This is a genomic window from Shinella pollutisoli (assembly GCF_024609765.1).
Lineage (GTDB): Bacteria > Pseudomonadota > Alphaproteobacteria > Rhizobiales > Rhizobiaceae > Shinella > Shinella pollutisoli.
The window spans coordinates 137536-163493 of sequence record NZ_JANFDG010000007.1; the positions used below are offsets into that span (position 1 = coordinate 137536).

At 68.3% G+C, this 25958-nt stretch carries 31 protein-coding genes; 22 read left to right on the forward strand and 9 right to left on the reverse strand.

Translation table 11 applies throughout. The annotated features are described in order from the left end of the window. The first annotated feature begins 22 nt into the window (after positions 1 to 22). The 9 genes from NNZ72_RS08070 to NNZ72_RS08110 all read left to right on the forward strand — a co-directional run bounded on the left by NNZ72_RS08070 (position 23) and on the right by NNZ72_RS08110 (position 10051). Positions 23 to 976, forward strand: coding sequence for a sugar-binding transcriptional regulator (locus tag NNZ72_RS08070; protein WP_257314767.1), 954 nt, complete (start codon positions 23 to 25; stop codon positions 974 to 976). 145 nt (positions 977 to 1121) lie between these two features. Next, complete coding sequence (locus tag NNZ72_RS08075) at positions 1122 to 2435, forward strand: ABC transporter substrate-binding protein (RefSeq protein WP_257314768.1); 1314 nt, start codon at positions 1122 to 1124, stop codon at positions 2433 to 2435. A 247-nt stretch (positions 2436 to 2682) separates the two neighbouring features. Further along, positions 2683 to 3555: a carbohydrate ABC transporter permease gene (locus tag NNZ72_RS08080; RefSeq protein ID WP_257314769.1), complete on the forward strand. Its 873-nt coding sequence runs from the start codon at positions 2683 to 2685 to the stop codon at positions 3553 to 3555. Positions 3556 to 3570: 15 nt separating this feature from the next. After that, positions 3571 to 4395, forward strand: coding sequence for a carbohydrate ABC transporter permease (locus NNZ72_RS08085; RefSeq protein ID WP_257314770.1), 825 nt, complete (start codon positions 3571 to 3573; stop codon positions 4393 to 4395). 28 nt (positions 4396 to 4423) lie between these two features. Further along, the gene (locus NNZ72_RS08090) at positions 4424 to 5425 is read left to right on the forward strand and encodes an ABC transporter ATP-binding protein (protein ID WP_257314771.1); all 1002 of its coding nucleotides are present in this window, start codon (positions 4424 to 4426) and stop codon (positions 5423 to 5425) included. Further along, a complete protein-coding gene (locus NNZ72_RS08095; protein ID WP_257314772.1) occupies positions 5422 to 6195 on the forward strand; it encodes an L-iditol 2-dehydrogenase in 774 nt (257 codons plus the stop codon). The genes NNZ72_RS08090 and NNZ72_RS08095 overlap by 4 nt, the downstream gene beginning before the upstream one ends. Positions 6196 to 6262: 67 nt before the next feature. After that, positions 6263 to 7747 carry a mannitol dehydrogenase family protein gene (locus NNZ72_RS08100; protein ID WP_257314811.1) on the forward strand — a complete coding sequence of 495 codons (1485 nt, stop codon included), beginning with the start codon at positions 6263 to 6265 and terminating at the stop codon, positions 7745 to 7747. A gap of 31 nt (positions 7748 to 7778) precedes the next feature. After that, complete coding sequence (locus NNZ72_RS08105; RefSeq protein WP_257314773.1) at positions 7779 to 8471, forward strand: HAD family hydrolase; 693 nt, start codon at positions 7779 to 7781, stop codon at positions 8469 to 8471. Next, entirely contained in the window at positions 8471 to 10051 is a 1581-nt protein-coding gene (locus NNZ72_RS08110; protein WP_257314774.1) for an FGGY-family carbohydrate kinase, read from the forward strand. Before NNZ72_RS08105 ends, NNZ72_RS08110 begins: the two co-directional genes overlap by 1 nt. Positions 10052 to 10344: 293 nt before the next feature. Here NNZ72_RS08110 and NNZ72_RS08115 read toward each other — a convergent pair whose 3' ends face one another. Further along, complete coding sequence (locus NNZ72_RS08115) at positions 10345 to 11139, reverse strand: response regulator (RefSeq protein WP_257314775.1); 795 nt, start codon at positions 11137 to 11139, stop codon at positions 10345 to 10347. A 163-nt stretch (positions 11140 to 11302) separates the two neighbouring features. Here NNZ72_RS08115 and NNZ72_RS08120 point away from each other — a divergent pair, with 163 nt between their 5' ends. The 3 genes from NNZ72_RS08120 (at position 11303) to NNZ72_RS08130 (ending at position 13680) form a co-directional block, all read left to right on the forward strand. Then, positions 11303 to 11494, forward strand: a complete 192-nt coding sequence (locus NNZ72_RS08120; RefSeq protein ID WP_257314812.1) for a NepR family anti-sigma factor — start codon at positions 11303 to 11305, stop codon at positions 11492 to 11494. A gap of 8 nt (positions 11495 to 11502) precedes the next feature. Then, a complete protein-coding gene (locus NNZ72_RS08125; RefSeq protein WP_257314776.1) occupies positions 11503 to 12057 on the forward strand; it encodes an RNA polymerase sigma factor in 555 nt (184 codons plus the stop codon). Between the two features lie 117 nt (positions 12058 to 12174). Beyond that, positions 12175 to 13680 (forward strand): sensor histidine kinase, encoded by a 1506-nt coding sequence (locus tag NNZ72_RS08130; RefSeq protein WP_257314777.1) that lies wholly within the window; start codon positions 12175 to 12177, stop codon positions 13678 to 13680. Positions 13681 to 13683: 3 nt separating this feature from the next. Here NNZ72_RS08130 and NNZ72_RS08135 read toward each other — a convergent pair whose 3' ends face one another. From NNZ72_RS08135 to NNZ72_RS08160, 6 genes are all read right to left on the reverse strand, one after another. After that, the gene (locus NNZ72_RS08135; RefSeq protein WP_257314778.1) at positions 13684 to 14115 is read right to left on the reverse strand and encodes a hypothetical protein; all 432 of its coding nucleotides are present in this window, start codon (positions 14113 to 14115) and stop codon (positions 13684 to 13686) included. Between the two features lie 18 nt (positions 14116 to 14133). Next, on the reverse strand, positions 14134 to 14511 hold the full coding sequence (locus tag NNZ72_RS08140) for a glycine zipper domain-containing protein (protein WP_257314779.1): 378 nt from the start codon (positions 14509 to 14511) through the stop codon (positions 14134 to 14136). Positions 14512 to 14611: 100 nt separating this feature from the next. After that, positions 14612 to 15400: a heme ABC transporter ATP-binding protein gene (locus NNZ72_RS08145; RefSeq protein WP_257314780.1), complete on the reverse strand. Its 789-nt coding sequence runs from the start codon at positions 15398 to 15400 to the stop codon at positions 14612 to 14614. Between the two features lie 7 nt (positions 15401 to 15407). After that, positions 15408 to 16529, reverse strand: a complete 1122-nt coding sequence (locus NNZ72_RS08150; protein ID WP_371747735.1) for a FecCD family ABC transporter permease — start codon at positions 16527 to 16529, stop codon at positions 15408 to 15410. Further along, positions 16516 to 17463, reverse strand: coding sequence for a heme/hemin ABC transporter substrate-binding protein (locus NNZ72_RS08155; protein ID WP_257314781.1), 948 nt, complete (start codon positions 17461 to 17463; stop codon positions 16516 to 16518). The genes NNZ72_RS08150 and NNZ72_RS08155 overlap by 14 nt, the downstream gene beginning before the upstream one ends. Before the next feature lie 91 nt (positions 17464 to 17554). After that, positions 17555 to 18601 (reverse strand): hemin-degrading factor, encoded by a 1047-nt coding sequence (locus NNZ72_RS08160; RefSeq protein ID WP_257314782.1) that lies wholly within the window; start codon positions 18599 to 18601, stop codon positions 17555 to 17557. 222 nt (positions 18602 to 18823) lie between these two features. Between NNZ72_RS08160 and NNZ72_RS08165 the strand changes: the two genes are divergently transcribed. The 6 genes from NNZ72_RS08165 (at position 18824) to NNZ72_RS08190 (ending at position 22037) form a co-directional block, all read left to right on the forward strand. Then, complete coding sequence (locus NNZ72_RS08165; protein ID WP_257314783.1) at positions 18824 to 19255, forward strand: hypothetical protein; 432 nt, start codon at positions 18824 to 18826, stop codon at positions 19253 to 19255. 55 nt (positions 19256 to 19310) lie between these two features. Next, positions 19311 to 20219, forward strand: a complete 909-nt coding sequence (locus NNZ72_RS08170; RefSeq protein ID WP_257314784.1) for an energy transducer TonB family protein — start codon at positions 19311 to 19313, stop codon at positions 20217 to 20219. A 450-nt stretch (positions 20220 to 20669) separates the two neighbouring features. Then, a complete protein-coding gene (locus tag NNZ72_RS08175) occupies positions 20670 to 21059 on the forward strand; it encodes a DUF2325 domain-containing protein (protein ID WP_257314814.1) in 390 nt (129 codons plus the stop codon). Further along, the gene (locus NNZ72_RS08180; protein ID WP_257314785.1) at positions 21056 to 21331 is read left to right on the forward strand and encodes a hypothetical protein; all 276 of its coding nucleotides are present in this window, start codon (positions 21056 to 21058) and stop codon (positions 21329 to 21331) included. Before NNZ72_RS08175 ends, NNZ72_RS08180 begins: the two co-directional genes overlap by 4 nt. A 17-nt stretch (positions 21332 to 21348) precedes the next feature. After that, positions 21349 to 21663, forward strand: coding sequence for a heme-degrading protein HmuQ (hmuQ, locus tag NNZ72_RS08185; RefSeq protein WP_257314786.1), 315 nt, complete (start codon positions 21349 to 21351; stop codon positions 21661 to 21663). Continuing rightward, a complete protein-coding gene (locus NNZ72_RS08190; RefSeq protein WP_257314787.1) occupies positions 21660 to 22037 on the forward strand; it encodes a bleomycin resistance protein in 378 nt (125 codons plus the stop codon). The genes hmuQ and NNZ72_RS08190 overlap by 4 nt, the downstream gene beginning before the upstream one ends. 58 nt (positions 22038 to 22095) lie before the next feature. On the opposite strand, the gene NNZ72_RS08195 is transcribed toward NNZ72_RS08190, so the two are convergent. Next, positions 22096 to 22455, reverse strand: a complete 360-nt coding sequence (locus NNZ72_RS08195) for a DUF423 domain-containing protein (RefSeq protein ID WP_257314788.1) — start codon at positions 22453 to 22455, stop codon at positions 22096 to 22098. Then, the gene (locus NNZ72_RS08200; RefSeq protein WP_257314789.1) at positions 22452 to 22862 is read right to left on the reverse strand and encodes a group II truncated hemoglobin; all 411 of its coding nucleotides are present in this window, start codon (positions 22860 to 22862) and stop codon (positions 22452 to 22454) included. Before NNZ72_RS08200 ends, NNZ72_RS08195 begins: the two co-directional genes overlap by 4 nt. A gap of 134 nt (positions 22863 to 22996) precedes the next feature. Between NNZ72_RS08200 and NNZ72_RS08205 the strand changes: the two genes are divergently transcribed. From NNZ72_RS08205 to NNZ72_RS08220, 4 genes are all read left to right on the forward strand, one after another. After that, positions 22997 to 23554 carry a TetR/AcrR family transcriptional regulator gene (locus NNZ72_RS08205; protein WP_257314790.1) on the forward strand — a complete coding sequence of 186 codons (558 nt, stop codon included), beginning with the start codon at positions 22997 to 22999 and terminating at the stop codon, positions 23552 to 23554. Between the two features lie 42 nt (positions 23555 to 23596). Beyond that, on the forward strand, positions 23597 to 23938 hold the full coding sequence (locus NNZ72_RS08210) for a DMT family transporter (RefSeq protein ID WP_257314791.1): 342 nt from the start codon (positions 23597 to 23599) through the stop codon (positions 23936 to 23938). 136 nt (positions 23939 to 24074) lie between these two features. Next, positions 24075 to 24860: a ThuA domain-containing protein gene (locus NNZ72_RS08215; protein ID WP_257314792.1), complete on the forward strand. Its 786-nt coding sequence runs from the start codon at positions 24075 to 24077 to the stop codon at positions 24858 to 24860. Between the two features lie 8 nt (positions 24861 to 24868). Further along, a complete protein-coding gene (locus tag NNZ72_RS08220) occupies positions 24869 to 25912 on the forward strand; it encodes a Gfo/Idh/MocA family protein (protein ID WP_257314793.1) in 1044 nt (347 codons plus the stop codon). Positions 25913 to 25958 lie beyond the last annotated feature (46 nt).

A 25958-nucleotide genomic window follows, 5' to 3' on the forward strand; every position in this document is an offset into this window, starting at 1 on the left:
AAGACGAAGGCGGGGAGAGACGATGGCGAAGCGACCGGAGACCGGCGGGAGACTGGACGACGCGGCAAGGGCGGGCTGGCTCTACTACGTCGCCGGCCGCACTCAGGACGAGATCGCCACCGCGATGGGCATCTCGCGCCAGTCGGCACAACGCCTGGTTTCGCTCGCGGTCGCCGAGCGGCTGATCAAGGTCCGCCTCGACCATCCCATCGCCGAGTGCCTGGAGCTCGGCGAGCAGCTCCGCCGCAAGTTCGGCCTCGTCCATGTCGACGTCGTGCCGGCCGATCCGGGCTCGTCCTCGACCACCATCGGCATCGCCGAGGCGGGGGCGGCGGAGATCGAGCGCTGGCTGAAGAAGCCGGAGCCCATTGTTCTTGCGGTCGGCACGGGCCGCACGCTGAAGGCGGCGATCGACCAGCTTCCGGCGATGGAATGCCCGCAGCACCGCATCCTCTCGCTGACGGGCAATATCGGCCCGGACGGCTCGGCCGCCTATTACAACGTCATCTTCTCGATGGCCGATGCGGTCAAGGCGCGGCACTTCCCGATGCCGCTGCCGGTGCTCGTCTCCTCCCCGGAGGAGCGCGACCTGCTGCACCGGCAGAGCCTCGTGCAGTCGACGCTGCAACTCGGGCGCGAGGCGGACGTCGCCTTCGTCGGCATCGGCGAGCTCGGCGCGGACGCGCCGCTCTGCCTCGACGGCTTCCTCGACCCGCAAGAGATGGCGCGGCTGATGGAGGAGGGGGCGGCCGGCGAGATCTGCGGCTGGATGTTCGACCGCGAGGGCAGGCTGCTCGAGGGCAGCATCAACGAGCGCGTCGCCTCCGTGCCCCTGCCGCCGCGCGAGACCACGACGGTCATCGGCCTCGCAAAGGGCAAGCGCAAGTATCTGGCGCTGCTCTCCGCGCTGCGCGGTGGCATGATCAACGGCCTCATCACCGACGAAACGACGGCCAGATACCTGCTTTCGGCCTGATCCCGACGCCGTTTTCGGCTCCTATCAACAGCTTGGACATTCCTTTCTGCGGTGCAGCAAAGAATCGCCGTTGACTTCTCGCGAGAAAATGTGAGTAATTGCCCATGAGCGAAGCAAATGCTCATAACCTTCTGGGAGGAAGACGATGAATGTGAGAACCCTTCTGCTGGGCACCTGCTCGGCTGCTCTCCTGTGCGGATATGCCAATGCCGAGACGCTGACCATCGCGACGGTCAACAACGGCGACATGATCCGCATGCAGGGGCTGACGGAAGATTTCACGACCAAGAACCCCGACATCCAGCTCGAATGGGTCACCTTGGAAGAGAACGTGCTGCGCGAGCGCGTCACGACCGACATCGCGACGAAGGGCGGCCAGTACGACATCATGACGATCGGCACCTACGAGGTTCCGATCTGGGCGAAGCAGGGCTGGCTCCTGCCGCTCGACAACCTCGGCGCCGACTACGACGTCGACGACCTGCTGCCGGCGATCCGCTCGGGTCTGACCGGCGACGACGGCAAGCTCTATGCCGCGCCGTTCTACGGCGAAAGCTCCATGGTCATGTATCGCAAGGACCTGATGGAGAAGGCGGGGCTCACCATGCCCGACGCGCCGACCTGGGAGTTCATCGCCGACGCGGCGCGCAAGATGACCAATCGTGACGAAGGCATCAACGGCATCTGCCTGCGCGGCAAGGCCGGCTGGGGCGAGAACATGGCCTTCCTGACGGCGACCTCGAACGCCTTCGGCGCGCGCTGGTTCGACGAGAACTGGAAGCCGCAGTTCGACCAGCCGGAATGGAAGAACACGCTCGACTTCTACATCAAGCTGATGAACGACGCCGGCCCGCAGGGCGCGTCCTCCAACGGCTTCAACGAGAACCTAGCGCTGTTCCAGCAGGGCAAGTGCGGCATGTGGATCGACGCCACGGTGGCGGCCTCCTTCGTGTCGAACCCGGCCGAATCGACGGTCGCCGACAAGGTCGGCTACGCGCTCGCCCCCGACACGGGGCTGGGCAAGCGCGGCAACTGGCTGTGGGCCTGGAACCTCGCCATCCCGGCGGGCACGCAGAAGGCGGAAGCGGCCGAGAAGTTCATCGCCTGGGCGACCGGCAAGGACTATCTGAAGCTCGTCGCCGACAAGGAAGGCTGGGCCAACGTTCCCCCGGGCACGCGCACCTCGCTCTACGAGAACGCCGAGTACCAGAAGGCGGCGCCCTTCGCGAAGATGACGCTCGACTCGATCAACGCGGCCGACCCGAAGAACCCGACGGTCAAGCCGGTGCCCTATGTCGGCGTGCAGTTCGTGGCGATCCCGGAATTCCAGGGTCTCGGCACGACGGTCGGCCAGCTCTTCTCGGCGGCGCTCGCCGGCCAGATGTCGGTCGACGACGCGCTCGCCCAGGCCCAGCAGGTCTCCGAGCGCGAGATGACCCGCGCCGGCTACATCAAGTAAGCTACCTCCCCAAGGACGGGCTGCCCGGATGCGCTCCGGGCAGCCCCGGACGAGATGACGCCTGCGCGTTTCTCATCCCCTGCCGGAATATTCTCCCGAGCGGGGAGAAGGGTAAAGCGGCAAGGCATGAGTTCCTTGCCCCGCTTGCGGGGAGAGGATGCCGGCAGGCAGGTGAGGGGCGGCTCCGCCCTTTAGGACGATGCGACGATACAGGCCGGCTTCCACCGGCCTTCGGGAGGAGGAACCCATGGCAACCGAGAACACGCGCGGCCTGGCGCGGCTGATGCTTGCGCCGTCTGTTGCGCTTCTGCTCATCTGGATGATCGTGCCGCTGGCGATGACGCTGTGGTTCTCGTTCCAGAACTACAATCTCCTGAACCCGGCGAACGTCAGCTGGACGGGCCTGTTCAACTACAAGTACTTCTACACCGACCCGGCCTTCTTCCAGTCGATCTGGAACACGCTGTTGATCGTCGGCGGCGTGCTGGTGATCACGGTGGTGGGCGGGATCGCCATCGCGCTGCTCCTCGACCAGCCGATGTGGGGGCAGGGGATCGTGCGCATCATGATCATCTCGCCCTTCTTCGTCATGCCGCCGGTGGCCGCGCTCGTCTGGAAGAACATGATCATGCACCCGGGCTACGGCGTGCTCGCCGACATCAACCGGGCGCTGGGCTTCCAGCCGGTCGACTGGTTCGCGCAATATCCGCTGTTCTCGATCATCATCATCGTCGCCTGGCAATGGCTGCCCTTCGCGACCCTCATCCTGCTCACCGCGCTGCAATCGCTCGACGGCGAGCAGAAGGAGGCCGCCGAGATGGACGGCGCCGGCTTCGTCTCCCGCTTCGTCTACCTGACGCTGCCGCATCTCGCCCGCGCCATCACGGTCGTCATCCTGATCCAGACGATCTTCCTGCTCGGCGTCTATGCCGAGATCCTCGTCACCACCAACGGCGGGCCGGGCTATGCGTCCACCAACCTCGCCTTCCTGATCTACCGCACGGCGCTTCTCGGCTACGACGTCGGCGGCGCATCGGCCGGCGGCATCATTGCCGTCATCCTCGCCAACGTCGTCGCCATCTTCCTGATGCGCGCCGTCGGCAAGAACTTGGACCGCTAGAGAGGAGGACCGGACATGGCACGCGCAGTCTCAACCCGACGCATGGCGGTCGCCACGATCGCCGCCTGGATCGTCGCCCTCATCATCTTCTTCCCGATCCTCTACACCATCATCACCTCGCTGAAGAGCGAGCCGGAGGCGATCCAGGGCTTCAACCTGATCCCGTCCTTCACGCTGGAAAGCTACGTGACGGTGCAGACGCAGCGGGACTACTTCAAGCCCTTCATGAACTCGGTCGTGCTGTCGGTCGGCTCGACGCTGCTCGCACTCCTCGTCGCGGTGCCCGCAGCCTGGTCGATGGCCTTCTCGCCGACCAACCGCACCAAGGACATCCTGATGTGGATGCTCTCGACGAAGATGATGCCGGCCGTCGCCGTGCTGGTGCCGATCTACCTGATCTTCCGCGACACCGGGCTTCTCGACACGCGGCTGGGGCTGACGATCATGCTGACGCTGATCAACCTGCCGATCGTCGTGTGGATGCTCTACACCTACTTCCGCGAGATCCCGGGCGAGATCCTCGAAGCCGCGCGCATGGACGGGGCGACGCTTTGGGGGGAGATCGTCTACGTGCTCGCGCCGATGGCGGTGCCGGGGATCGCCTCCACCATGCTGCTCAACATCATTCTCGCCTGGAACGAGGCCTTCTGGACGATCCGGCTGACGACGACCAACGCCGCGCCGCTGACCGCCTTCATCGCCTCGTTCTCCAGCCCCCAGGGCCTGTTCTGGGCGAAACTGTCGGCGGCCTCCACGCTCGCCATCGCCCCCATCCTGATCATGGGATGGTTTTCGCAGAAGCAGCTTGTCCGCGGCCTCACCTTCGGCGCCGTGAAGTAAGACGAACAAGGACCGGGGAGGAAAATCCATGGGCAAGATCATTCTCAGGAACGTCAACAAGAGCTTCGGCGCGACGCAGGTCATTCCGGGCATCGACCTCACCATCGAGGACGGCGAGTTCGTGGTCTTCGTCGGCCCGTCGGGCTGCGGCAAGTCCACGCTCCTGCGCCTGATCGCCGGGCTGGAGGACACCACGAGCGGCACCATCGAGATCGACGGGCGGGACGTTACCAAGGCCGCACCCGCCAAGCGCGGGCTCGCCATGGTGTTCCAGTCCTACGCGCTCTACCCGCACATGACGGTGAAGAACAACATCGCCTTCCCGCTGAAGATGGCGAAGGTGAGCCCGGACGTGATCGAGAAGAAGGTGACGGAGGCCGCGCGCGTGCTGAACCTCACCAACTACCTGGAGCGGCGGCCGGGTCAACTGTCCGGCGGTCAGCGCCAGCGCGTGGCCATCGGCCGCGCGATCGTGCGCGAACCGTCGGCCTTTCTTTTCGACGAGCCGCTGTCGAACCTCGACGCGGCGCTCAGGGGCACGATGCGGCTCGAGATCAGCGAGCTGCACCAGCAGCTCAAGACGACGATGATCTACGTCACCCACGACCAGGTCGAGGCGATGACCATGGCCGACAAGATCGTCGTGCTCAACGCCGGCAACATCGAGCAGGTCGGCTCGCCGCTCGACCTCTACAACAAGCCGGACAACCTGTTCGTCGCCGGCTTCATCGGCTCGCCGCGGATGAACTTCGTCAAGGGCAAGGCGGCCGAGCCCTACCGCGCGCCGACCGTCGGCATCCGTCCCGAGCACCTCCGGCTCTCGACCGAAAGCGGCACGTGGAGGGGCGTGGTCGGCGTCGCCGAGCATCTCGGCTCCGACACGTTCCTGCACGTCAACGTCGAGGACGTCGGCATGGTGACGGTGCGCGCCGGCGGCGACTTCGCCGTCACCCACGGCGACACCGTCTACCTCACCCCGGACGAAAACCGCATCCACAGGTTCGACGACAAGGGACTCGCTATCCGATGAAACGGCTGGAGGGAAAGAGCGCGCTCATCACGGGCGCGGCGCGCGGCATAGGAAAGGCGTTCGCCGAGGCCTATGTGCGCGAGGGCGCGCGCGTCGCCATCGCCGACATCAACATCGAGCGGGCGCGAGCGACGGCGGGCGGGATCGGCCCCGCGGCCTATGCGGTGGAGATGGACGTGACGCGGCAGGCGTCCATCGACGCGGCGGTCGCGGCCTGCGTGGCGGAAGCCGGCGGCATCGACATCCTCGTCAACAATGCCGCCCTCTTCGACCTCGCGCCGATCGTCGAGATCACCCGCGAGAGCTACGAGACGCTGTTTGCCATCAACGTCTCCGGCACGCTCTTCACGCTGCAGGCAGTGGCCAGGCAGATGATCGCCCAAGGCCGCGGCGGCAAGATCATCAACATGGCGAGCCAGGCCGGGCGGCGCGGCGAGGCGCTCGTCGCCGTCTACTGCGCCACCAAGGCGGCCGTCATCAGCCTCACCCAGTCGGCCGGGCTGGACCTCATCCAGCACCGCATCAACGTCAACGCCATCGCCCCCGGCGTGGTCGACGGCGAGCACTGGGAGGGGGTCGATGCGCTCTTCGCCCGGTACGAGAACCGTCCGCGCGGCGAGAAGAAGCGCCTCGTCGGCGAGGCCGTGCCCTACGGCCGCATGGGAACGGCCGAGGACCTGACCGGCATGGCGGTCTTCCTCGCCTCGGCGGAAAGCGACTACGTCGTCGCCCAGACCTACAATGTCGACGGCGGCAACTGGATGAGCTGAGGCCCGCGCGGGCCGGCATGAGTGAGAGACCGGAGGCCAGCCCGCCTCCATCCGGAAGGACAAGATGATGACCACGAAACTGTCGCTCGCCACCCTGAAAGAGGTCGCAAGGACCGCAAGCGTGCCGGCCTACGACCGCTCCGCCCTCAAGGCCGGCATCGTCCACTTCGGCGTCGGCAATTTCCACCGGGCGCACCAGGCGGTCTATCTCGACGACCTGTTCAACCTCGGCGAGGACCACGACTGGGCGATCGTCGGCGCGGGCGTGCTGCCCTCCGACGAGGCGATGCGGGAAAAGCTCGCCGGGCAGGATTTCCTGACGACCGTCGTCGAGCAGGACAACAACCGTTCGGACGCGCGCGTCACCGGCGCGATGATCGGTTATCTGAGGCCCGGCGATGTGGCGGCGACGGTGGCCCGGCTCGCCGACCCGGCGATCCGCATCGTCTCGCTGACGATCACCGAGGGCGGCTATTTCATCAATCCCGCCTCCGGCGTCTTCGATCCGGCGCATCCGGCGATCGCGGCGGACGGGAGAAATCCCGGCGCGCCGAAGACCGTCTTCGGCCTCATCATCGCCGGCCTCAAGGCGCGGCGCGACAGGGGCATCGCCCCCTTCACCGTCATGTCCTGCGACAACATCCCCGGCAACGGCGAGGTGACGCATGCGGCCGTCTCGGGGCTCGCGCGCCTCTCCGACCCGGCGCTCGCCGACTGGATCGACGCGAACGTCGCCTTCCCGAACGGCATGGTCGACCGCATTACGCCCGCGACCGGCCCGCGCGAGATCGGCATCGTCGCCTCCGAATACGACATCGACGACCAGTGGCCGGTGTTCTGCGAGGAGTTCAAGCAGTGGGTGCTGGAGGATCGTTTCCCTGAAGGGCGTCCGGCGCTGGAGAAGGTCGGCGTGCAGTTCGTGCCGGACGTGGCGCCCTACGAGCACATGAAGATCCGCATCCTCAACGGCGGGCATGCGGCGATCGCCTATCCGGCGGCCCTCCTCGACATCCATTTCGTGCACGAGGCGATGGAGGACGCCGATATCCGCGCCTTCCTCGCCAAGCTGGAGAAGGAGGAGATCATCCCCGTCATCCCGCCGGTGCCGGACACCGACCTCGACGACTATTTCGACCTGATCGAGCGGCGCTTCTCCAACCCGAAGATCGGCGACACGATCCCGCGGCTCGCCCAGGACGGTTCCAACCGCCAGCCGAAGTTCATCCTGCCGTCGACCGCCGACCGGCTCCGGCGCGGCGAGGATGTCGTCGGCCTGTCGCTCGTCTCCGCGCTCTGGTGCCGCTATCTCGCCGGAACGTCGGACAGCGGCAAGGCGATCGCCTTCAACGACCCGAACATCGACCGCATCCATGCCGCGGCCAAGGCGGCGAAGGGCGATCCCGCGGCGTTCCTCGAGCTGAAGGACATCTTCGGCGAGGTCGCCGGTTCCGACCTGTTCCGCCGCCGCTTCGCCCATGCGCTGAGGACGCTGCAGGAGAAGGGAACGCGGGCGACGCTCCGGCTCTATCTGGACGGCAAGCTCGCGGCATAGTAGGCGATCGGCCGGAAACGGAGCGAAAGCCATGGCAGCGACGCCGACCGAACTGGTGATCTTCGATTGCGACGGCGTGCTGGTCGACAGCGAGCCGATCTCGCTCTCGGTGCTGGTCGAGGCGCTGGCCGCCGCCGGCGTCGCCATGAGCGAGGCGGAGGCGCACGAGCGCTTCCTCGGCCGCAGCCTGAAGAGCATGTCGGAAATGCTGCGCGACGAGCACGGGCTCGCCGTCGACGGGCCGTTCCTCGACGCCATGCGCCAGGCGCTCTACGCCCGCTTCCGCGAAGAGCTGCAGCCGATCGCCGGCATCGCCGAGGCGGTCGACGCGCTCGGCATCGCCCATTGCGTCGCCTCCTCCTCGCAGCCCGAGCGCATCCGCCTGTCGCTGACGGTCACCGGCCTCATCGACCGTTTCGAGCCGAACATCTTCAGCGCCAGCATGGTCGCGCACGGCAAGCCGGCGCCCGATCTCTTCCTGCATGCGAGCGCGGCGATGGGGGTCCGCCCCGAGCGCTGCGTCGTCGTGGAGGACAGCCCGGCGGGCGTCGTGGCGGCGAAGGCCGCCGGCATGCGCGTCTTCGCCTTCACCGGCGGCTCGCACGCCCGCAGCGAAAGCCACCGGGCGGCCCTTCTCGGTCTCGGCCCCGACCGCCTGTTTGACGACATGCGGGAATTGGGACAGTTTGTCCGCGCGGAAGAGGTCGACGGGAAAGTATCTTGATGCGCGATCTGATCGTTGCGGTGGACATCGGGACCGGCAGTGCGCGTGCCGGTGTGTTCGACCGGAGCGGCGATATGCTGGCGCGCGCCGACCATCCGATCGCCATGCTGCGACCGCGCGAGAACCATGCCGAGCACGATTCGGAGGATATCTGGCGCGCCGTCTGCATCGCCGTGCGCGGCGCCCGCGCGGCGGCGAAGGTCGAGGCCGGCCGCATCGCCGCCATCGGCTTCGACGCGACCTGCTCGCTCGTCGTGCGCGACCGGCAGGGCCGGCCGCTCGCCGTCTCCGGCGAGGATCCGCGCTGGGACACCATCGTCTGGCTCGACCACCGTGCGATCGCCGAGGCCGATTTCTGCACGGCGACGGACCATCCCGTGCTTGTCCATTCCGGCCGCGCCATGTCGCCGGAAATGCAGATGCCGAAGCTGATGTGGCTGAAGCGCAACCGGCCGGAGCAATGGGACGAGGCCGGCTACTTCTTCGACCTCGCCGATTTCATGACCTGGCGGGCGACGGGCTCGCCCGCCCGCTCGCGCTGCACCACGACCTCGAAATGGAACTACCTCGCCCACGAGGCGGCGCCGTGGAACGACAGCTTCCTTTCCGCAATCGGCCTGGAGGATCTGCGCGCGCGCGGCCTGCTGCCGGAGACGACGCTGGCCGTGGGAGCAGCGGTCGGGCCGCTGACGCCGGCGGCCGCCGCCGATCTCGGCCTCGACACCGGCTGTGTGGCGTCCGCCGGCCTCGTCGACGCCTATGCCGGGGCCTTCGGCGTGCTCGGCGCCTTCGCCGGCGAGCCGGAGGCGCTGGAGCGCCGGCTGGCGCTGATCGGCGGCACGTCGAGCTGCATCGTCGCCTTCTCGCGCGAGAAGAGGTTCGGCTTCGGCATGTGGGGACCGTACTACGAGGCGGTTCTGCCGGGCTGGTGGCTGGTCGAGGGCGGGCAGTCGGCGGCCGGCGCGCTGCTCGACCACGTCGTGCGCAGCCACAGCGCGGGCGGCGAGCCGTCGGCCGCCGTCCACGCCGCTATTGTCGCGCGCATCCGTGCGCTGCGGGAGGCGGAGGGCGAGGCTTTCGGCGCACGGCTGCACGTGCTGCCCGATTTCCACGGCAACCGCACGCCGCTGGCCGATCCGCACGCGCTCGGCGTCATCAGCGGGCTGTCGCTCGACGCGTCCTTCGACGGCCTCTGCCGGCTCTATTGGCGCAGCTGCGTGGGGATCGCGCTCGGCATACGCCATATCCTCGAGACGCTCGGCGGCTGCGGCTACGTCGTCGACGCGCTGCATGTGGCGGGAGGGCACCTGCGCAACCCGCTGCTGATGGAGCTCTACCGCGACGTCACCGGCTGCCGCCTCGTCGTGGCGGAGACGAGCGACGCCGTGCTGCTCGGCACGGCGATGACGGCGGCCGTCGCGGGCGGCCTCCATCCCGACCTTCCGGCCGCCGGCCGCGGCATGTATCCGGGCGCGCAGGACCTGCTGCCGGATGCCGGCCGCAAGGCCGTCTACGACCGGAATTACCGCCGCTTCCTCGCGCTCCAGCGCCACCGTGCGGAACTCGACGCGATCGCCTGACGGGCGCCCTAAAAAAATTTTCGGAGCCGCCGGAACCAAAAGCGCGGCCGTGGGTTTTCCAGTCGTCGCCGGCACGCGCATATCTCCCCCGATGCGAGGCCCCCCGCCGGCGACATGACCACGACACCGTATCCCCCTCCGGTCCGTGGGACTTGCAAGCAGCCAGCGCCTCCCCGGCGCTGGCTGCTTTTTCGTATCGGTCCGGCCGTGTCCGGACGTGCCAAGGCGGCGGTGGGCGTGCCGTCCCACCGCCGCCGGCCGCGTCGCCGCTGCGGCCCTCCGGGGAGCTGCGGTCAGGCCGCTGCGCGTGTACGCGGCGTGAACAGGAGTGCCTGGTTGATCAGCACCTTGACCTGTTCGGGGTCGAACGGCTTGGACACGAGGAAGGCGGGCTCGGGCCGTTCACCGGTCAGGAGCCGCTCGGGATAGGCGGTGATGAAGATGACCGGGATCTTGCTGGTGGAGAGGATGGTATTGACGGCGTCGATGCCGGAGCTGCCGTCGGCGAGCTTCACGTCGGCAAGCACCAGGCCGGGGCGGCTGTCGCTCCAAAGCGCCTCGGCCTCCGCCCGCGTGCGGGCGATGCCGGCGACGCGGTGGCCCATGCCGTTGACCATGTGGGCGAGGTCGAGCGCGATCAGCGGCTCGTCCTCGATGATCATGATGCCGGTCTCCGCCTGGGCGGCGATCTCGGCGAAGGCGGTGTCGAGCAGCGCGCGGATCGCGGCGTCCTGCGCCTGCAGGATGCGGGCGGCGTCCTCCACGGAGAAGCCCTCGACGGTCGTCAGCAGCAGCGCCTGCCGGCCGAGTGGCGGCACGGCGGAAAGGTCGAAGGGCGCCTCGGCGCCCGGTGCGGGAACGCCGGCGTTGCGGCCCATCGAGATCGGGAAGGAGGCGATGATGCGGCTGAGCAGGCCGAAGAGCGCCGTCTTGTCGTCCTCCTCGCCCGAAAGCACGGAAGGATCGGCAAGGATCGTTTCCAGCGTGGCGGCGACATAGGCGTCGCCCGAGGACTGGGTTCCCGTCAGGGCGCGCGCGTAGCGGCGCAGCGCCGGGAGGTTCGGCCCGATACGATCGGAAATGGCCATGGTTGTTCCCCTGTTCTTCGGTTTGCGGGACTTGCGTTCGACGCTCCAACGCGCGCGGCAAATTTTGGTTCCGTGCAGGGAACCTTTTTTGCGGCGCTGCATTTCCACGGCGAAACGGATCCGGATCGGACAAGACACAGTGAGAGTGGCCGAAGTGAAAAGTATGAACAGCAAGCCCGTAGGGAGGCTCACTCCCGCGAAGTCGGCTCTTGTGCCGGACAATCCCAATGCGCAGATTGCGTTGAAGCTCAGGAATTTCTATCAATCCGTACAGGACGAGGCTCTTCCCCAGCGCTTTCTGGATCTCCTGGAAAGACTGGATGCCGCTGAAGGCAGCGTACAACGAGCCGAGTGAGGGGAGCGATGGAACAGGGGCAGACCACTTTCAAGCGTGAACTCCTCGCGGTTCTTCCGAGCCTGCGTGCTTTCGCCATCTCGCTGATCGGCCGCCACGACCAGGCCGACGATCTCGTGCAGGACACGATCATGAAGGCCTGGGCCAAGCAGGAGCAGTTCGAGATGGGCACGAACATGAAGGCATGGCTCTTCACGATCCTGCGCAACGAACTCTACAGCAAGCTGCGCAAGCGCGGCCGCGAGGTGCAGGACAGCGACGGCATCTTCACCGAGAACCTCGCCCAGCACCCGTCGCAATACGGCTCGCTGGACATGCAGGACTTCAAGCGGGCGCTGGAGAAATTGCCGGACGAGCAGCGCGAGGCGATCATCCTCGTCGGCGCCTCTGGCTTCTCCTACGAGGAGGCGGCGGAGATCTGCGGCTGCGCGCTCGGCACGATCAAGAGCCGCGTCAACCGCGCGCGCCAGCGCCTGCAGGTCCTCCTTCAGGTCGACGGCGAGAGCGACTACGGGCCGGACGCCGTTTCGGCGCCGATCACCTCGCGGGCGTTCGCGTCTTGAGGGCAGATGGTTGTATCGGCTTGCGGACATACGGTTTTGCTGGTCATCTGACAGGACGGGCCGTGACGCACAGCCGGGCCGCGTGAAGACGGCCGAAGAACGCCGAACCGGGGGCTCATGAAAGACAGGACCCAGGCCTTGCCGCCCGATGTCGCCGAAGCGCTCGGCGCGCCCCAGCGCATCGCCGCGCTGGAGGCGGCCGTGCCCGTCTTTCCGGGGCCGGATCCGGATTTCGACGACATCGCGGCCCTGGCGTCGGCGCTGTTTGCCGCGCCCATCGCGCTGGTGACCGTCCTTGGCCGGGTCGACCAGTGGTTCTTCGCCCGCCAGGGCACGAGCGACATCCGCGCCCCGTCCGACGCCTCGTTCTGTGCCCGCATGATCGCCGGGCCTGCGGGCTCGCCGCTGATCGTGCGGGATGCGCGCAACGACGTCCGCTTCGCCGGCCTGCCGACCGTGACGGGTGCGCCGCACCTGCGCTTCTATGCCGGTGCGCCGATCATGATCGACGGCCAGGCGATCGGCACGGTTTGCGTCTTCGACGTCGAGCCGCACGAGACTGTCGCCTCCGACGCGGCGGCGCGGCTGGCGCGGCTCGCCTCGCTCGCCGGCTCCGTCTTCAAGCTCAAGGAGGAGACGCGGCGCCGCACGCTTGCCGCGGAAGCCTCCTCGCGCGAGGAGCGCCGGCATGCGATGGCCCTCGACGCGGCCAATGTCGCAAGCTGGGTCTGGGACCTGAAGACCGGGTTCGTCTCCGGCAACGAGACCTTCTACCGCATGCTCGGCATTGCGCCCGCCCGGCCGATGCGTGCGCGCACCTTCTTCAAGGCCGTGCATTCGGCCAACCGCAAGGCGACGGTCGAGCGGCTGCGCGAGGCGCTGGCCGGCGGGCAGGAATACGACGAGGTGTTTCGCGCGCGCCAGTCGGGGCGCTGGCTGCTCGGGCGCGGGCGCGTGCACGAGCGGGACGCGGAAGGCCGGCCGACGCTCTTCGTCGGCGTGAACGTCGACGTGACGGATGCGCAGCTCGCCTCCGAGCGCACGCGCCTCCTGCTGCGCGAGCTCAACCACCGGGTCAAGAACACGCTCGCCATGCTGCAGTCGCTGGCGCGCCAGACGCTGCGCCAGACGAGCGATCCGGTCGAGTTCATGGATGCCTTCGCCGGCCGGCTGCAGTCGCTGTCGGATGCGCATGCGCTCCTCAGCGACCACGAATGGGGCGTGATCCACCTCAACATGCTGCTGCAGAAGCAGCTCGTGCCCTATACGCTCGACTACGAGAGCCAGGTGGAGATCCACAAGGACGAGGTGGAGCTCGGGCCGGACCAGGCCGTGGGCCTCGGCCTCGTGCTGCACGAGCTGGCGACCAACGCGCGCAAGTACGGCGCGCTGTCGGTGCGCAGCGGCAAGGTGGTCATCACCGCGCGCGTCGTCCTCGAGGAGGGCCAGCGCGTGCTCAACATGACCTGGCACGAGGTCGGCGGCCCGCCGGTCTCGCCGCCGAGCCATCGCGGCTTCGGCTCGATCCTGATCGAGCGCAGCCTGGACAAGGTGCTCGGCAGCAGCGTGCACGTCGAGTACCTGCCGCAGGGCGTCACCGCGCTGGTGCGCATGCCGCTCTGACGGTCAGTCGCGGCGGCGGCGGGATTTCGGGGCGAACAGGTAGCCGAGGGCGAGCGCGATGCCGGTCGCGGCGAACGGCCTCCTGACGGCGAGCGCGGCGGCGGCGGCCATCAGGTCGCGCCGGGCGGCGAGCTGCTCGCGGCGGATGCGGCGAAGCTCCCGTTCGCGGCGGTTCCTCACGACGAGGATCGCGAGCACGATCAGCGCGGCGAGCAGGAAGCCGCCGGCAAGGCCGAACAGCGCCGGCACCGCGCCGTAGCGCCCGGCAAGCAGGATCGCGGTCGCGACGACGGCGAGCACATAGGCGGTGCCCGCGAGAAGCCCGATCGCGAGGCCGGCGATCGCCGTGCGCTTGGCGGTCGAGACCTCTTCGCCGACGCGATCCTCGACCCGGGTGTAGACATTCTGTGCGAGGATGGCGACGAGGGAAAGCATGCCGTTGCGATCCCCGCCTCAGCGCCGCATCAGCGCGGCGATGACGAAGCCCGCGGCCGCGGCGAGGCCGAGGGCGGCGAGCGGATGCTCGTGCACGCTCCTGCGGATCTCCTTGCCCGACTGGCGGTAGCGGTCCTGGAGGGAGGCGAGGATATCCTCGCCGGCGGCGATCATGTCGTGCAGGTCGCTTTCGGCGCGCTCCTTCAGGTCCCCGGCCAGGTCCTGAGCGGCGGCACCCGCCTTCCTGCGTGCCTTGCGGGCGTCGCCCGCGAGCGAGCCGGCGAGCGCGGCGATTTCCGCGCGCAGCTCGGCGATCTGCTCCTCCACCGCTTGCGCCTCTTCCCGAAGCCCGCTGCGAAGGGTCTTGCTGCGCGACGAAAACAGTCCGTTGGCCATGCCGGTTCTCCTTTTTGCGACCGTCCGCGCGACAGGCGGAACGGTGTTCGCGGCGGACAACGCGCAATCGCGCGAAAAGTTCCGCCCGGGAACCGGAGATTCACGTCGACGCGGTGTGCGGCAGCACGAAGGGAATGCCGGGCGCCGGAACGGTGTTGATGCGCATGCGGCAGCCGAAGACGGTCTCCATCGCATCGTCCGTCATCACCTCGGCCGGCGGGCCGGCAAGCTCGATGCGGCCGCCGCGCATCATCACCATGTGGTCGGCGAACATGGCGGTGAGGTTCAGGTCGTGCATCACGGCGACGACGCCGCCGCCGCCTGCGCAATAGCGCCGCGCGAGCTGCATGATGGTGAGCTGGTGGCGGATGTCGAGCGCCGAGACCGGTTCGTCGAGCATCAGGAAGCAGGGCTCGCCGTCGAGCACAGGCTCCCAGATCTGCGACAGCACGCGGGCGAGCTGCACGCGCTGCTGCTCGCCGCCGGAAAGCTCCTGGTAGAGCCGGCCGGCGAAGCCCGCGAGGTCGACGGCGGCGAGCGCCTCGGCGGTAATGGCGTCGATGCGTTCGGCATGGCGGTTCGGGCCGACCGAAAGGCCGAGGCGGACGATCTCGCGCACGGTGAAGGGAAAGGCGATGGTGGCGGCCTGCGGCAGCACCGCGCGCTTGACGGCGAGCTGCCACGGCTCCAGCCGGCGCACGTCGTGGCCGTTGATGGCGATCTCGCCGGTGCTCGAAAGCTCGCCGGCGAGCGCCTTCATCGTCGTCGTCTTGCCGGAGCCGTTAGGGCCGACGATGGCGGTGAGCGCGCCCGCCTTCGCCTCCAGCGACACGCCGTGCACGATGGTCTTGCCGGACAGGCTGACTGTGAGGTTCCTTGCGCGGATCATGATATGCTCACCAGCCGTTGCGCCCGCGGTCGCGCAGGAGCACCCAGAGGAAGAAGGGTGCGCCGGCGAGCGCCGTGATGATGCCGATCGGCAGCTCGGCGGGGGCGACGACGGTGCGCGCCAGCATGTCGGCGCCGAGCAGCAGCACGCCGCCGAAGAGCGCCGAGGCCGGCAGCAGGTAGCGGTGGTCCGGGCCGATGACGAGGCGCAGCAGGTGCGGCACGACGATGCCGACGAAGCCGATGCCGCCGCTGACGGCGACCGAGGCGCCGACGGCGCCGGCGACCGCCACGACGGCGGTGTATTTCAGCCGCTGCACCTTCACGCCCATGTGGAAGGCGGCGGCCTCGCCGAGCGTGATGGCGTTGAGCCCGCGCGACAGGAAGGGCACGACGAGCAGCGCCAGCAGGATGACGGGGCCGGCGGCGAGAAGCTTCGTCCAGGTCATGCCGGCGAGCGAGCCGAGGTTCCAGAAGGTGATGTCGCGCAGCTGCTTGTCGTCGGCCATGTAGATGAGGATGCCGGTGACGGCGCCGGCAAGTGCGGCGATGGCGATGCCGGCGAGCAGCATGGTGGCGACCGAGGTCTGGCCGCCGCGCGTGGCGATGCGGTAGAGGACGAGCGTCGTGATCAGGCCGCCGACGAAGGCGGCGAGCGGCAGCGCGAAAGCGCCGAGCGTCGCCATCACCGCGGGCGGCAGGCCGGCGCCCAGCACGATCATCAGCACGGCGCCGAGCGCCGAGCCGGAGGAGATGCCGACGAGGCCGGGATCGGCAAGGGGATTGCGGAACAGGCCCTGCATCACCGCGCCGGACATGGCGAGCGCGGCGCCGATCAGGAAGCCGAGGAGCGCGCGCGGCATGCGGATGTCGAAGACGATGATGCGGTCGCGCAGGCTGAGCGCCGTCTCGTCGGCGCCGGTGACGAGCGCCCTGATGACGTTGACCGCGGAGGCGTCGGAGGCGCCGGTCGCGACCGAGAGCGCCAGGGACACGACAGCGAGGACCGCAAGCAGCAGGATCGCCAGGCGCGCGGCCTGCGTGCGGTCGCCGCTCGCCCGCGCCGCGGACGGCGAGGTCACGGCGGGACCGCGCGCGAAACGGCCGCGCATGGCGTCACTGAGAGACATGGCCCTTGCCGTAGAGTTCGCCGTTCAGGTCGCGGATGGCGGAGGCCGTGCGCGGGCCGAAGCCGAGGAGGTGCAGGCTGTTCATGCGCAGCACCGCCTTGTTGGCGGCCGCCGGGGTGACGGAGATCGCCGGATGGGCCAGCAGTTCCTCGTCGCCGGCGTCGGAGCCCGGACGGCTCATCACCATGATGACGTCGGGCTTCGCCTTGACGATCGCCTCGTCGGAGAGCGGCTTGTAGCCCTCGAAGGCGCCTTCCGTGGCGTTGATCGCGCCGGCGAGGCCGATGATGCCGTCGGCGGCCGTGTGGCCGCCCGCCGCCATGATCTTCCCGTTCTGGAAGGACAGGATGAAGAGCACGCGCTTGCGCTCCGCCTCCGGCCGCTTGGCGGCGTCGGCGATGGCCGCGTCGAGGTCGGCGGCGACCTGGTCCTCCAGGGCCTTGGCCTTTTCCGGCACGCCGAGCACGTCGCCGACGACGGCGATCTTCCTCAGGATCGCCGCGCGGTCGTAGCCTTCCGGCACGGTCTCGAAGGGGATGCCGGCGCTCTTCAGCACGGCGAGCGCGTCCGGCGGACCGGCGCCCTCGATGGAGAGGATCGCCGTCGGGTTCATGGCGATCACGCCTTCCGGCGAGAGCGCGCGCATGTAGCCGACGTCGGGCAGCGCGTTGGCGGCCTCAGGAAAGGTGCTGGTGGAATCGCGGGCGACGAGGCGGCCTTCCTCGCCGAGCGCATAGACGATCTCCGTCACGGCGCCGCCGATGGCGACGAGCCGCGACGTGTCGATCTTCTGCATCTCCTGGGCGACCGCCCGGGAGACGAAGCTGTCCGTGCCGGGGGCGGCGAACGGCGCCAGGAGCGGCGCCGACAGGGCGAACACGGTAAGGGCCACTTCCCAGGGGCGGGCGCGGCGGAAATCGAAGCTCTTGCTCATTGTCTTGATCCTTCGCGGGGTCGTGATCCTACGCGGTTGTCTCTGTCTCTGCGCAATTCCGGACGCAAGGCCGCCGGAACGGCTCCGGTTCTCAGGCGGCGACGCTGTCGGGGCGCGGCAGGCCGTCGAGGATTTCGCGCCATTCGGGACGCTCGGCGATGCCTTCCTTGCGCGGGCCGAAGAACTGGATGATCATCTCGCCCTTGGCGTCATAGGCCTCCAGCGAGGTGACGTGGCCGTCGGCCGTCGGCTTGCGCACCACCCAGCACTCGACGATGTGGTCCATGCGCAGGTGCAGGTGGAAGGTCGGGTCCATGACGTTGAGCCACGGCCCCATCGGCTGGATGTTCTTCACCGGGCCGGTGTGGATCTGGATGCAGCCGTCGTTGCCAACGAAGCACATGATCGGCGTGTCGTTCTCGGCGGCGCTGCGCATCATGTCGCCCACGGCGTCGGCGCGCACCTGCCAGGCGAAATCCTCGCCGACGCTGCGCACGGCGTCCTGCCGGGCGATCTTCAGCTTGCGCAGCATGCCGAAGAACTGGTGGGTGTCGGTCATCGCGCTCCATTCGGCGCGCAGCGCCGCCACGTCGACGGGGCCTGTGTCGTTCACCTTCTCGGTGACGACCTCGACGAAGTCCTGCGACTGGTCGTCGAGGCGGAAGTCGGCGACGATCGCCTCGTAGGCCTCGAGATCGGAAGCCGGGCGCAGGTGCACCTTGTGCACGGCGTTGCCGGCCTTGTCGAAGAACTGCAGGCTGCGGCGGACGGTCTCGCCGTCGGTCTTCGTCACGGCGAAGCCGTGCGCCCAGCGGGTGGGAAAGATGCGCAGGTCGACGTTCTCGCCGAGCACGATCGAGGCGTGCTTGCCGGTCTCGATCTTCTCGAAGACGCCGATCTTCTCGTGCACGGCGCTCTCGTTGCGCGTGAGCACCATGACCTCGCCGAGCGCCTCGGCGCGCTCCAGGAAGCGGTTCGCGCCGCCGTCGATGCGCACGGCCGTGAGGCCCACTTCGGCGGCGACGAGGGCGGCTTCGGAAATGCCGAGCTGGGCGGCGATGTCGCGCTCGCGCATCTTCGGGTTTTCGGCACGGAAGGCGCGGATCTCGGCGGGCGTCGGGCGGGGCGTGTTTGACATGGCGTGACCTTGAATGAAACTGGACCTGCCGCCGCATTCCCGGGCCGCACTTTTCCGTCAACGAATTTTGTTTTCGGAACAGGGGGTTGCCGGGAATTTGGGGCGTACTATCTTGACTTCCTTACTCATATTTACCTATGCACGCAATACCGGCGCGGTAAACTCGTGTTAATTCTCTGCGGGGACGGCCGGCCCGGATGGACATTTGAGACAGGCGAACCCATGACCCCACGCACGCTTCTGCTTACCGCCATGTTCTGCATTGCCGCCGCCGGCGGTGCCCCGGCGCAGGAGGCGTCGGCGGCCAAGGGGCTCGAAATCGAGCTCAATGCCCTCGAATCGTCGCAGAAGGGGTGCAAGTTCACCTTCGTCGCGGGCAACAGGCTGGCCGAGGGCGTGTCGAAGGTCTCCTTCGAGTTCGTGATCTTCAACGACAAGGGCACGGTGGAGCGCCTAGCGCTGCTCGACTTCCGCGACCTGCCGGCCGGCAAGTCCAAGGTGCGCCAGTTCGACGTGCCGGGGATCGCCTGCGAGAACGTGAAGAACCTTCTGATCAACGACGCCCCGGTCTGCGAGGGCGAGGGGATCGACAAGGGCCGTTGCATGGACGGCATCGTGACGCGGTCGAAGGCGACCGCCGGCCTCGAAGGCTGAGTGAACGGCGCGCGCATGAGGCGCGTGCCCCGGAAATGGAATGACGGGTGACGTGATGGCTGGAAGCAAGTGGCTCTGGGGCGGTGCGGTCGTGATCTCGCTGCTGGCGCATGCAGGAGCTGCCGCGATCCTGACGATGTCGCCGCCGCCGCAGGAAGACGAGGCGCTGATCGCCGGCGGCGTGGTAGCGGAAGTGGCCATGCTCGGCAACAGCGCCTTCGAGGCGGTCGAGGCCGGCAATCCCGAGGACACGATCACGCCCGAGGTGGTCGAGCCCGACGTCACCCAGCCGACCCCGCAGGAAGTGGCGGAGATCCGGCCGGACGAGGTCGAGCCCGAGCCGGTCGAGACCGTGACGCCGACGGACGTCGAGCCGCTCGTCTCCGAGCCCGTCGAGGAGGTCGTCGTGCCGTCGGCCGAGGTGGAGATCGCCGCGATCCCGATTCCCGAGATCAAGCCGGAGATCATGCCGGAGGAGGAGATCAAGCCGGTTCCCGAGGTGAAGAAGGAAGAGCCGGTCAAGAAGGCCGAGAAGCCCGAGCCGAAGAAAAAGAAGAAGCCGGTGAGGAAGGCCGGCGAGAAGGGCCAGTCGAAGCAGACCGCCTCCAGGGGGCAGGTCGACGGCTCCGCCGACGTCAAGACCGCCTCGCTCGGCGGCCAGAAGAAGGGCAATTCGTCCACCGCCGGCAATGCCGCCGTCAGCAATTATCCGGGCAAGGTCCGCAACAAGATCAACCGCGCCAAGCGGCGCGTCTCCGGCGGCGGGCGCGGCAGCGTGGTCGTGAGCTTCGTCGTCGGCGCGGGCGGGGATGCGAGCGGCATCCGCGTCGCCCGCAGCTCCGGCCAGCCCGAGCTCGACAAGGCCGCGCTCGATTCGGTGCGCCGCGCCGCGCCCTTCGCGAAGATCCCCGAGGGGGCCGGGCGCTCGTCCTGGGCCTTCAGCGTGCCGATCGTCTTCAACTGAAAGAACGAACCCGGCCGGAGCGCACCGCGGTTTCGCGCCCGCAATCGCGTCAGGACATCTTTTCCCGCCGTGCCGTCGCCCGGCGGGATTTTTTGCCGATAAATATGACTGGGATAGTCATGTTTATACTTTACTCTGAAAATCAAGTTTTGTAGGTTGCAGCCGAACTGAGGCTCCGCACGCATCGCGGAGTGCCAAGGGGGATGCTGCATGAATGGAATGACTGCAGGCCGCATGGAAGCGGTCTTGAAGGCGGCGATCGCCGAGCGCGACAGGCGCATCGCGGACCTCGAGCGCCAGGTGGTCGCGCTGAAGCGCCAGCTTCAGGGCGGCGTGCCGGCAGCCCCGGCCGCCATCGCGGCCCGGCCGGAGGCGCGGGCGCCGCAGGAGCCGCGCAGCGTGGAAGTCACGAGGATCAAGCGCCGGACCGGCGAAGCGGAGAGGAAGGCGATGCGCGAGAAGCACAGGCAGCAGCAGGCGAGGGAACGCGACGCGGCCCAGACGCCGGAAAGCAAGGCGGCGCTCGAGGGGCGCAGCTTCCTCTATGTCGGCGGGCGCGATTGCCAGGTGGCGCACCTGCGCCAGATCGCCAGCGCCTACGGCGCCAACCTCATCCACCACGACGGCGGTCTGCGCGAGGCGGTCTCGCGCATCGACAACGTGCTCCCCTCGGTCGACTGCGTCTTCTGCCCGATCGACTGTATTAGCCATGATGCCTGCATCCGCGTGAAGACGGGCTGCAAGAAGTGGGAGAAGGCCTTCGTGCCGCTGCGCAACGGCAGCAAGTCCTCCTTCGAGCGCGCCCTGCAGACACTCAGCCAGGGAGATCCCCTCCAGTGAATGACGAAAGACCCGAGGCCTTCATGATGATCGGCCTGCACAAGCTCGCCCAGCAGAACGGCGACGGCCTCGTGCCGGAGCTCTACGCCCTGCTGACGCGCCGTGCGGCGATGATGGAGGCACCCAACGTGACGGAGTTTCCGGTGCGGCATGTCCGCCCGCCGGCCCGCACGCCCGCCTTCGAAACGGAAACGCCTCTTGAAGCGCGCAACGACAATGTCGTAGCTTTCCCTCTGGCCGCGCCGCACCGCGCGCGGCGGGAATCGCGCTGACAGATCGAGGTCTTTCCATGTTTATCGCCATGAACCGTTTCCACGTCGCCGTCGGCCAGGAAGAGGCCTTCGAGGATGTCTGGAAGAACAGGGACACGAGCCTTGCCGAGATGCCGGGCTTCCAGTCCTTCCATCTCCTGCGCGGGGAAACGGTGGCGGACGAGGGTTACACGCTGTTCGCCTCCCACACGGTCTGGGCGCGCAAGGAGGACTTCGTCAACTGGACGACCTCGGAGAATTTCCGCCAGGCGCACCGCAGCGCCGGCGACCGCAAGCCCATGTATGTCGGCCATCCGAAGTTCGAGGGCTTCAGCGTCGTCGAGGGCGCATGACGGCGGCGTGGGACGATCCCGACCGCATCGAGGTCCTGCCCGTCCTGCCGTCGCTCGACCTCGGCGAGACGCTTGCGTTCTACACCGAAAAGCTCGGCTTCGCGGAGATCGTGCACCGGGACGAAGCCTATCTCATCCTCCGGCGCACGGCCGGCATGGAACCGCATTTCTGGCTGACCGACGACCGCCGGCTCTGCGAGGCGACGTCGGTCTATCTGCGCGGCGGCGGCATCGGCGCGCTCCACGCGGAATTTTCCACGCGCGGCATCGCCCGCCTGTCGCCGATGACCGTGCGGCCCTGGAACATGGAGGAATTCTATGTCCACGATCCGCACGGCAACCTCCTGCGCTTCGGCAGGATTCCGCAGGGCTGACCCGCTCTGCCGGCTGGCTCAGAGCGCCGCGCGTCCAGATGGGTGCCCGCAGGAGGCTCTAGCCGCGCCGCAGGAAGGCGCCCGCCGCCACCGCCAGCCATCCGAGCATCGTCGTGACGCCGCCGGTCGGCGCGGACATGGGGAAGAACCCGTGGCCGCTCCAGTGGCGGAAGACGAGGTCGCCGGCGAAGAGCGCCGTTCCGAGCGTGAGCAGCAGGGCGGCGGCCGGCGCCGTGCGCATCGTCGGCCAGGCGGCGTAGAGCGCCACCAGGGCCGGCGCATGCGCCAGGCACATGGCGGAGGCGCCGGCCATCAGCCGCGGATCGGCGCCGTGCGAGGCGGCGGCCGCGGTGGCCACGCCGGCAAAGCCCATCAGGCCGGCGGCAAGGAGCGTCAGCGAGCGCGTCGAAGAGGTCATGGGGTCTGTTCCTGGTTCTGCATGTGATGGGCGAGCCGCGTCACCGGCTCGAGGATGATCCTGCGCAGGCCCTCGCTCGCGACCGTCTCCTCCAGGGCGCGGGTGAAGCAGAGCAGCCACTCGTCGCGTTCGGCCGGGCCGATGGGGGCCGCGAAATGGCGGCGGCGCAGCATCGGATGGCCGCGCTTCTCGGTGTAGAGCGGCGGGCCGCCGAGCCAGCCGGTGAGATATTCGTAGAGCTTCTCCTCGCTGCCGGAAAGGTCCGGCGGATGGACGGCGCGGCAGCGCGCGGCCTCCGGCAGGCTGTCCATCAGCTCGTAGAAACGCCGCGTCAATGCGCGTACGGCGGGATCGCCGCCGATCGCCTCGTAGAGCGTGGTCGTCTTCTCGCCGTCGTCGCCGGACATCGCCCCTCGTCCCCGTTCCTTCGGGTCTTAGCGCCCGGCGCGGCCGGCCGCAACGGGGCGCGCGCCGCTGCGACGAAGCGTCTCCGGGCCGAGGCCGCGATTGACGACAAACCGTCCGGACGGTATGTTTCGGCATGAGCAACAGCCGCAACCGCAGGAAGCATCCGGAAGCCGTCCGCCGCGAGGTGCTGGCGGAGACGGCGCGGCTGCTTCTGGAAAAGGGGCCGGCGGGCGTGACGCTCGACGCGGTCTCGCAGGCGGCCGGTGTCAGCAAGGGCGGGCTGCTCCACCATTTCCCCAACAAGCTGGCGCTGCTCGACGGCCTGTTCGACGATCTCGCCCACCGGTTCGACCAGGCGCTTGCCGAGCGGATGGCGGCCGACCCCGTCGAGAAGGGCCGCTTCACCCGCGCCTATATCGCCGTCTGCTTCCCGGCCGGCGGCGTGGCGGAGGGGGAGGAGGGCTGGAAGGCGCTCACGGTCGCGATGATTTCCGAGCCGCATCTGCGCGAGCGCCTGCGCTCCTGGGTCGACGGCCGCGCCGAGGTGCGGGCCGAGGCCCCCCTCGACGCGTTGCTGGTGCGCTATGCCGTCGACGGCATCTGGCTCTCCGACCTCCTCGGCGCGCCGTCGATGACCCCGGCGCAGCGCGCGGCGATGATGGAGCGGCTGATCGCGCTCTCGCCGTCCTGACATCCTCTTCCACCCTTGCGCGCGGCCGCGCCGGAGACCCCCATGAACCTCGCCCTCGTCTATTCCGTCCTTGTCGTCGCCATCGTCTTCGAGGTGCTCGGCACCTCGGCGATGCAGGCCGCGCAGCATTTCTCCCGGCCCGGTCCGACCGCCCTGATGGTGGTCTGCTATGCGGTCGCCTTCTTCTTCCTGTCCTGGAGTCTGCGCTACGTGCCCGTCGGCATCGCCTATGCGATCTGGAGCGGGCTCGGCATCGTGCTGATCTCGCTCGTCGGCTTCTTCGTCTTCGGCCAGAAGCTCGACGCCGCCGCCATCGCCGGCCTCGCGCTCATCGTCGCGGGCGTGATCGTGTTGAACCTCTTCTCGAAATCCACGTTCCATTGAAATCGGCGGAAAGCGCCATAGATCGGCTTGTCAAAAGGCCGGTCCGGCCTTATCCGTCGTGGGCAATTGAAAGCGATTTCAAATCTCGGCTCCGGCGGCTTCACGACCGGAGTGCGAACCTCAAGGACAAGGCATCATGGCGATACGCACCATTGTATGGGGTGAGAACATCCACGAGCAGACCAATGCGGTCGTGCGCGGGATCTACCCGGACGGCATGCACAACACGATCGCGGCCGCGCTCAACCGCGATCCCGCGATTCGCGCCGAAACCGCGACCCTGCAGGAGCCCGAGCACGGGCTTTCCGAGGCGCGGCTTGCCGAGACCGACGTGCTCCTCTGGTGGGGCCACACGGACCACGGCGCGGTGGAGGACGCAATCGTCGAGCGCGTCGCCCGGCGCGTGTGGGAAGGCATGGGCCTCCTCGTGCTCCATTCCGGGCATTTCTCGAAGATCTTCAAGCGGCTGATGGGCACGCCCTGCGCGCTGAAATGGCGCGAGGCCGGCGAGCGCGAGCGCGTCTGGGTCGTCAACCCGCGCCATCCGATCGCCGACGGGATCGGCGAGAACTTCGTGCTGGAGAACGAGGAGATGTACGGCGAGCCCTTCTCCGTGCCGGAACCGCTGGAAACGGTCTTCATCTCGTGGTTCGCCGGCGGCGAGGTGTTCCGCTCGGGGCTGACCTGGCGGCGCGGCGCGGGCAACATCTTCTATTTCCGCCCCGGCCACGAGACCTATCCGACCTACCACGACGCGACGGTGCAGAAGGTGCTCGTCAACGGCGTGAAATGGGCCTTCAACCCGCAGGGCGCCTACAAGGCGGTCCACGACGCGCCGAACGTGCCGGTCGAACAGGCGCCCGAGCCCATCGTCGAGCGCGGGCCGAGGCTGCACGAAGCCGGTGAAGCCGGCTACCGCTGAGGAAAACCATGCGTCTTCTCATCCTCGGAACCGGCGGCATGGCGAACACCCATGCCACCCATTTCTCCGCCGTCGAGGGCGTCGAGCTGGTCGGCGCCGTCGACGTCGACCCGTCGCGCGCGGAAGCCTTCGCAACGAAGCACGGCATTCCCAACATCTTCACCTCGCTCGAGGATGCGATCGCCTGGAACGGCTTCGATGCCGCCACCAACGTGACGCCCGACCGGGCGCATCATCCGACGACGCTGGCCCTGATCGCCGCCGGCAAGCATGTGCTGTGCGAGAAGCCGCTCGCCGAGAACTACGCCAAGGCGGACGAGATGGCGCTGGCGGCCGAGGCCTCCGGCCTCGTCACCATGGTCAACCTCACCTACCGCAACGTCGCGCCGCTGCAGGTGGCGCGCGCCATGGTGCTTTCCGGCGAGATCGGCAAGGTGCGCCATGTCGAGGCCTCCTACCTGCAGAGCTGGCTGGTCTCGAAGGCCTGGGGCGACTGGGCGACGGAGAGCCAGTGGCTCTGGCGGCTTTCCACCCGGCACGGCTCGAACGGCGTGCTCGGCGACGTCGGCATCCACATCCTCGATTTCGCGAGCTACGGCACCGGCAGCGACGTGGAGCACGTCTTCGCCCGGATGAAGGCCTTCGACAAGGCGCCGGACAACCGCATCGGCGAATACCAGCTCGATGCCAACGACAGCTTCACCATGACGGTCGACTTCTCCAACGGTGCGCTCGGCGTGATCCACGCCAGCCGCTGGGCGACGGGGCATCTCAACGAACTGCGCCTGCGCATCCACGGCGACAAGGGCGCGCTGGAGGTGACGCATTCGACGGAGGGGTCGAGGCTCGCCGGCTGTCTCGGCGACGACGTCGAGCGGGCCGTCTGGCGCGAGATCGACGCCGGCAGGGTGCCGACCAACTACCAGCGCTTCGCCGCCGCCGTCATGGCGGGCGAGGCCGTGGAGCCGGGCTTCCGCCACGCCGCCGAGCTGCAGCGGGTCCTCGACCTCGCCATGGAGACCGAGCGGGAGCGGCGCGAACTGGCCGTCTAGCGTTCCAGCCGAAAGTGCGCGGGGGTTTCGCGCCCGGCATTGCGGA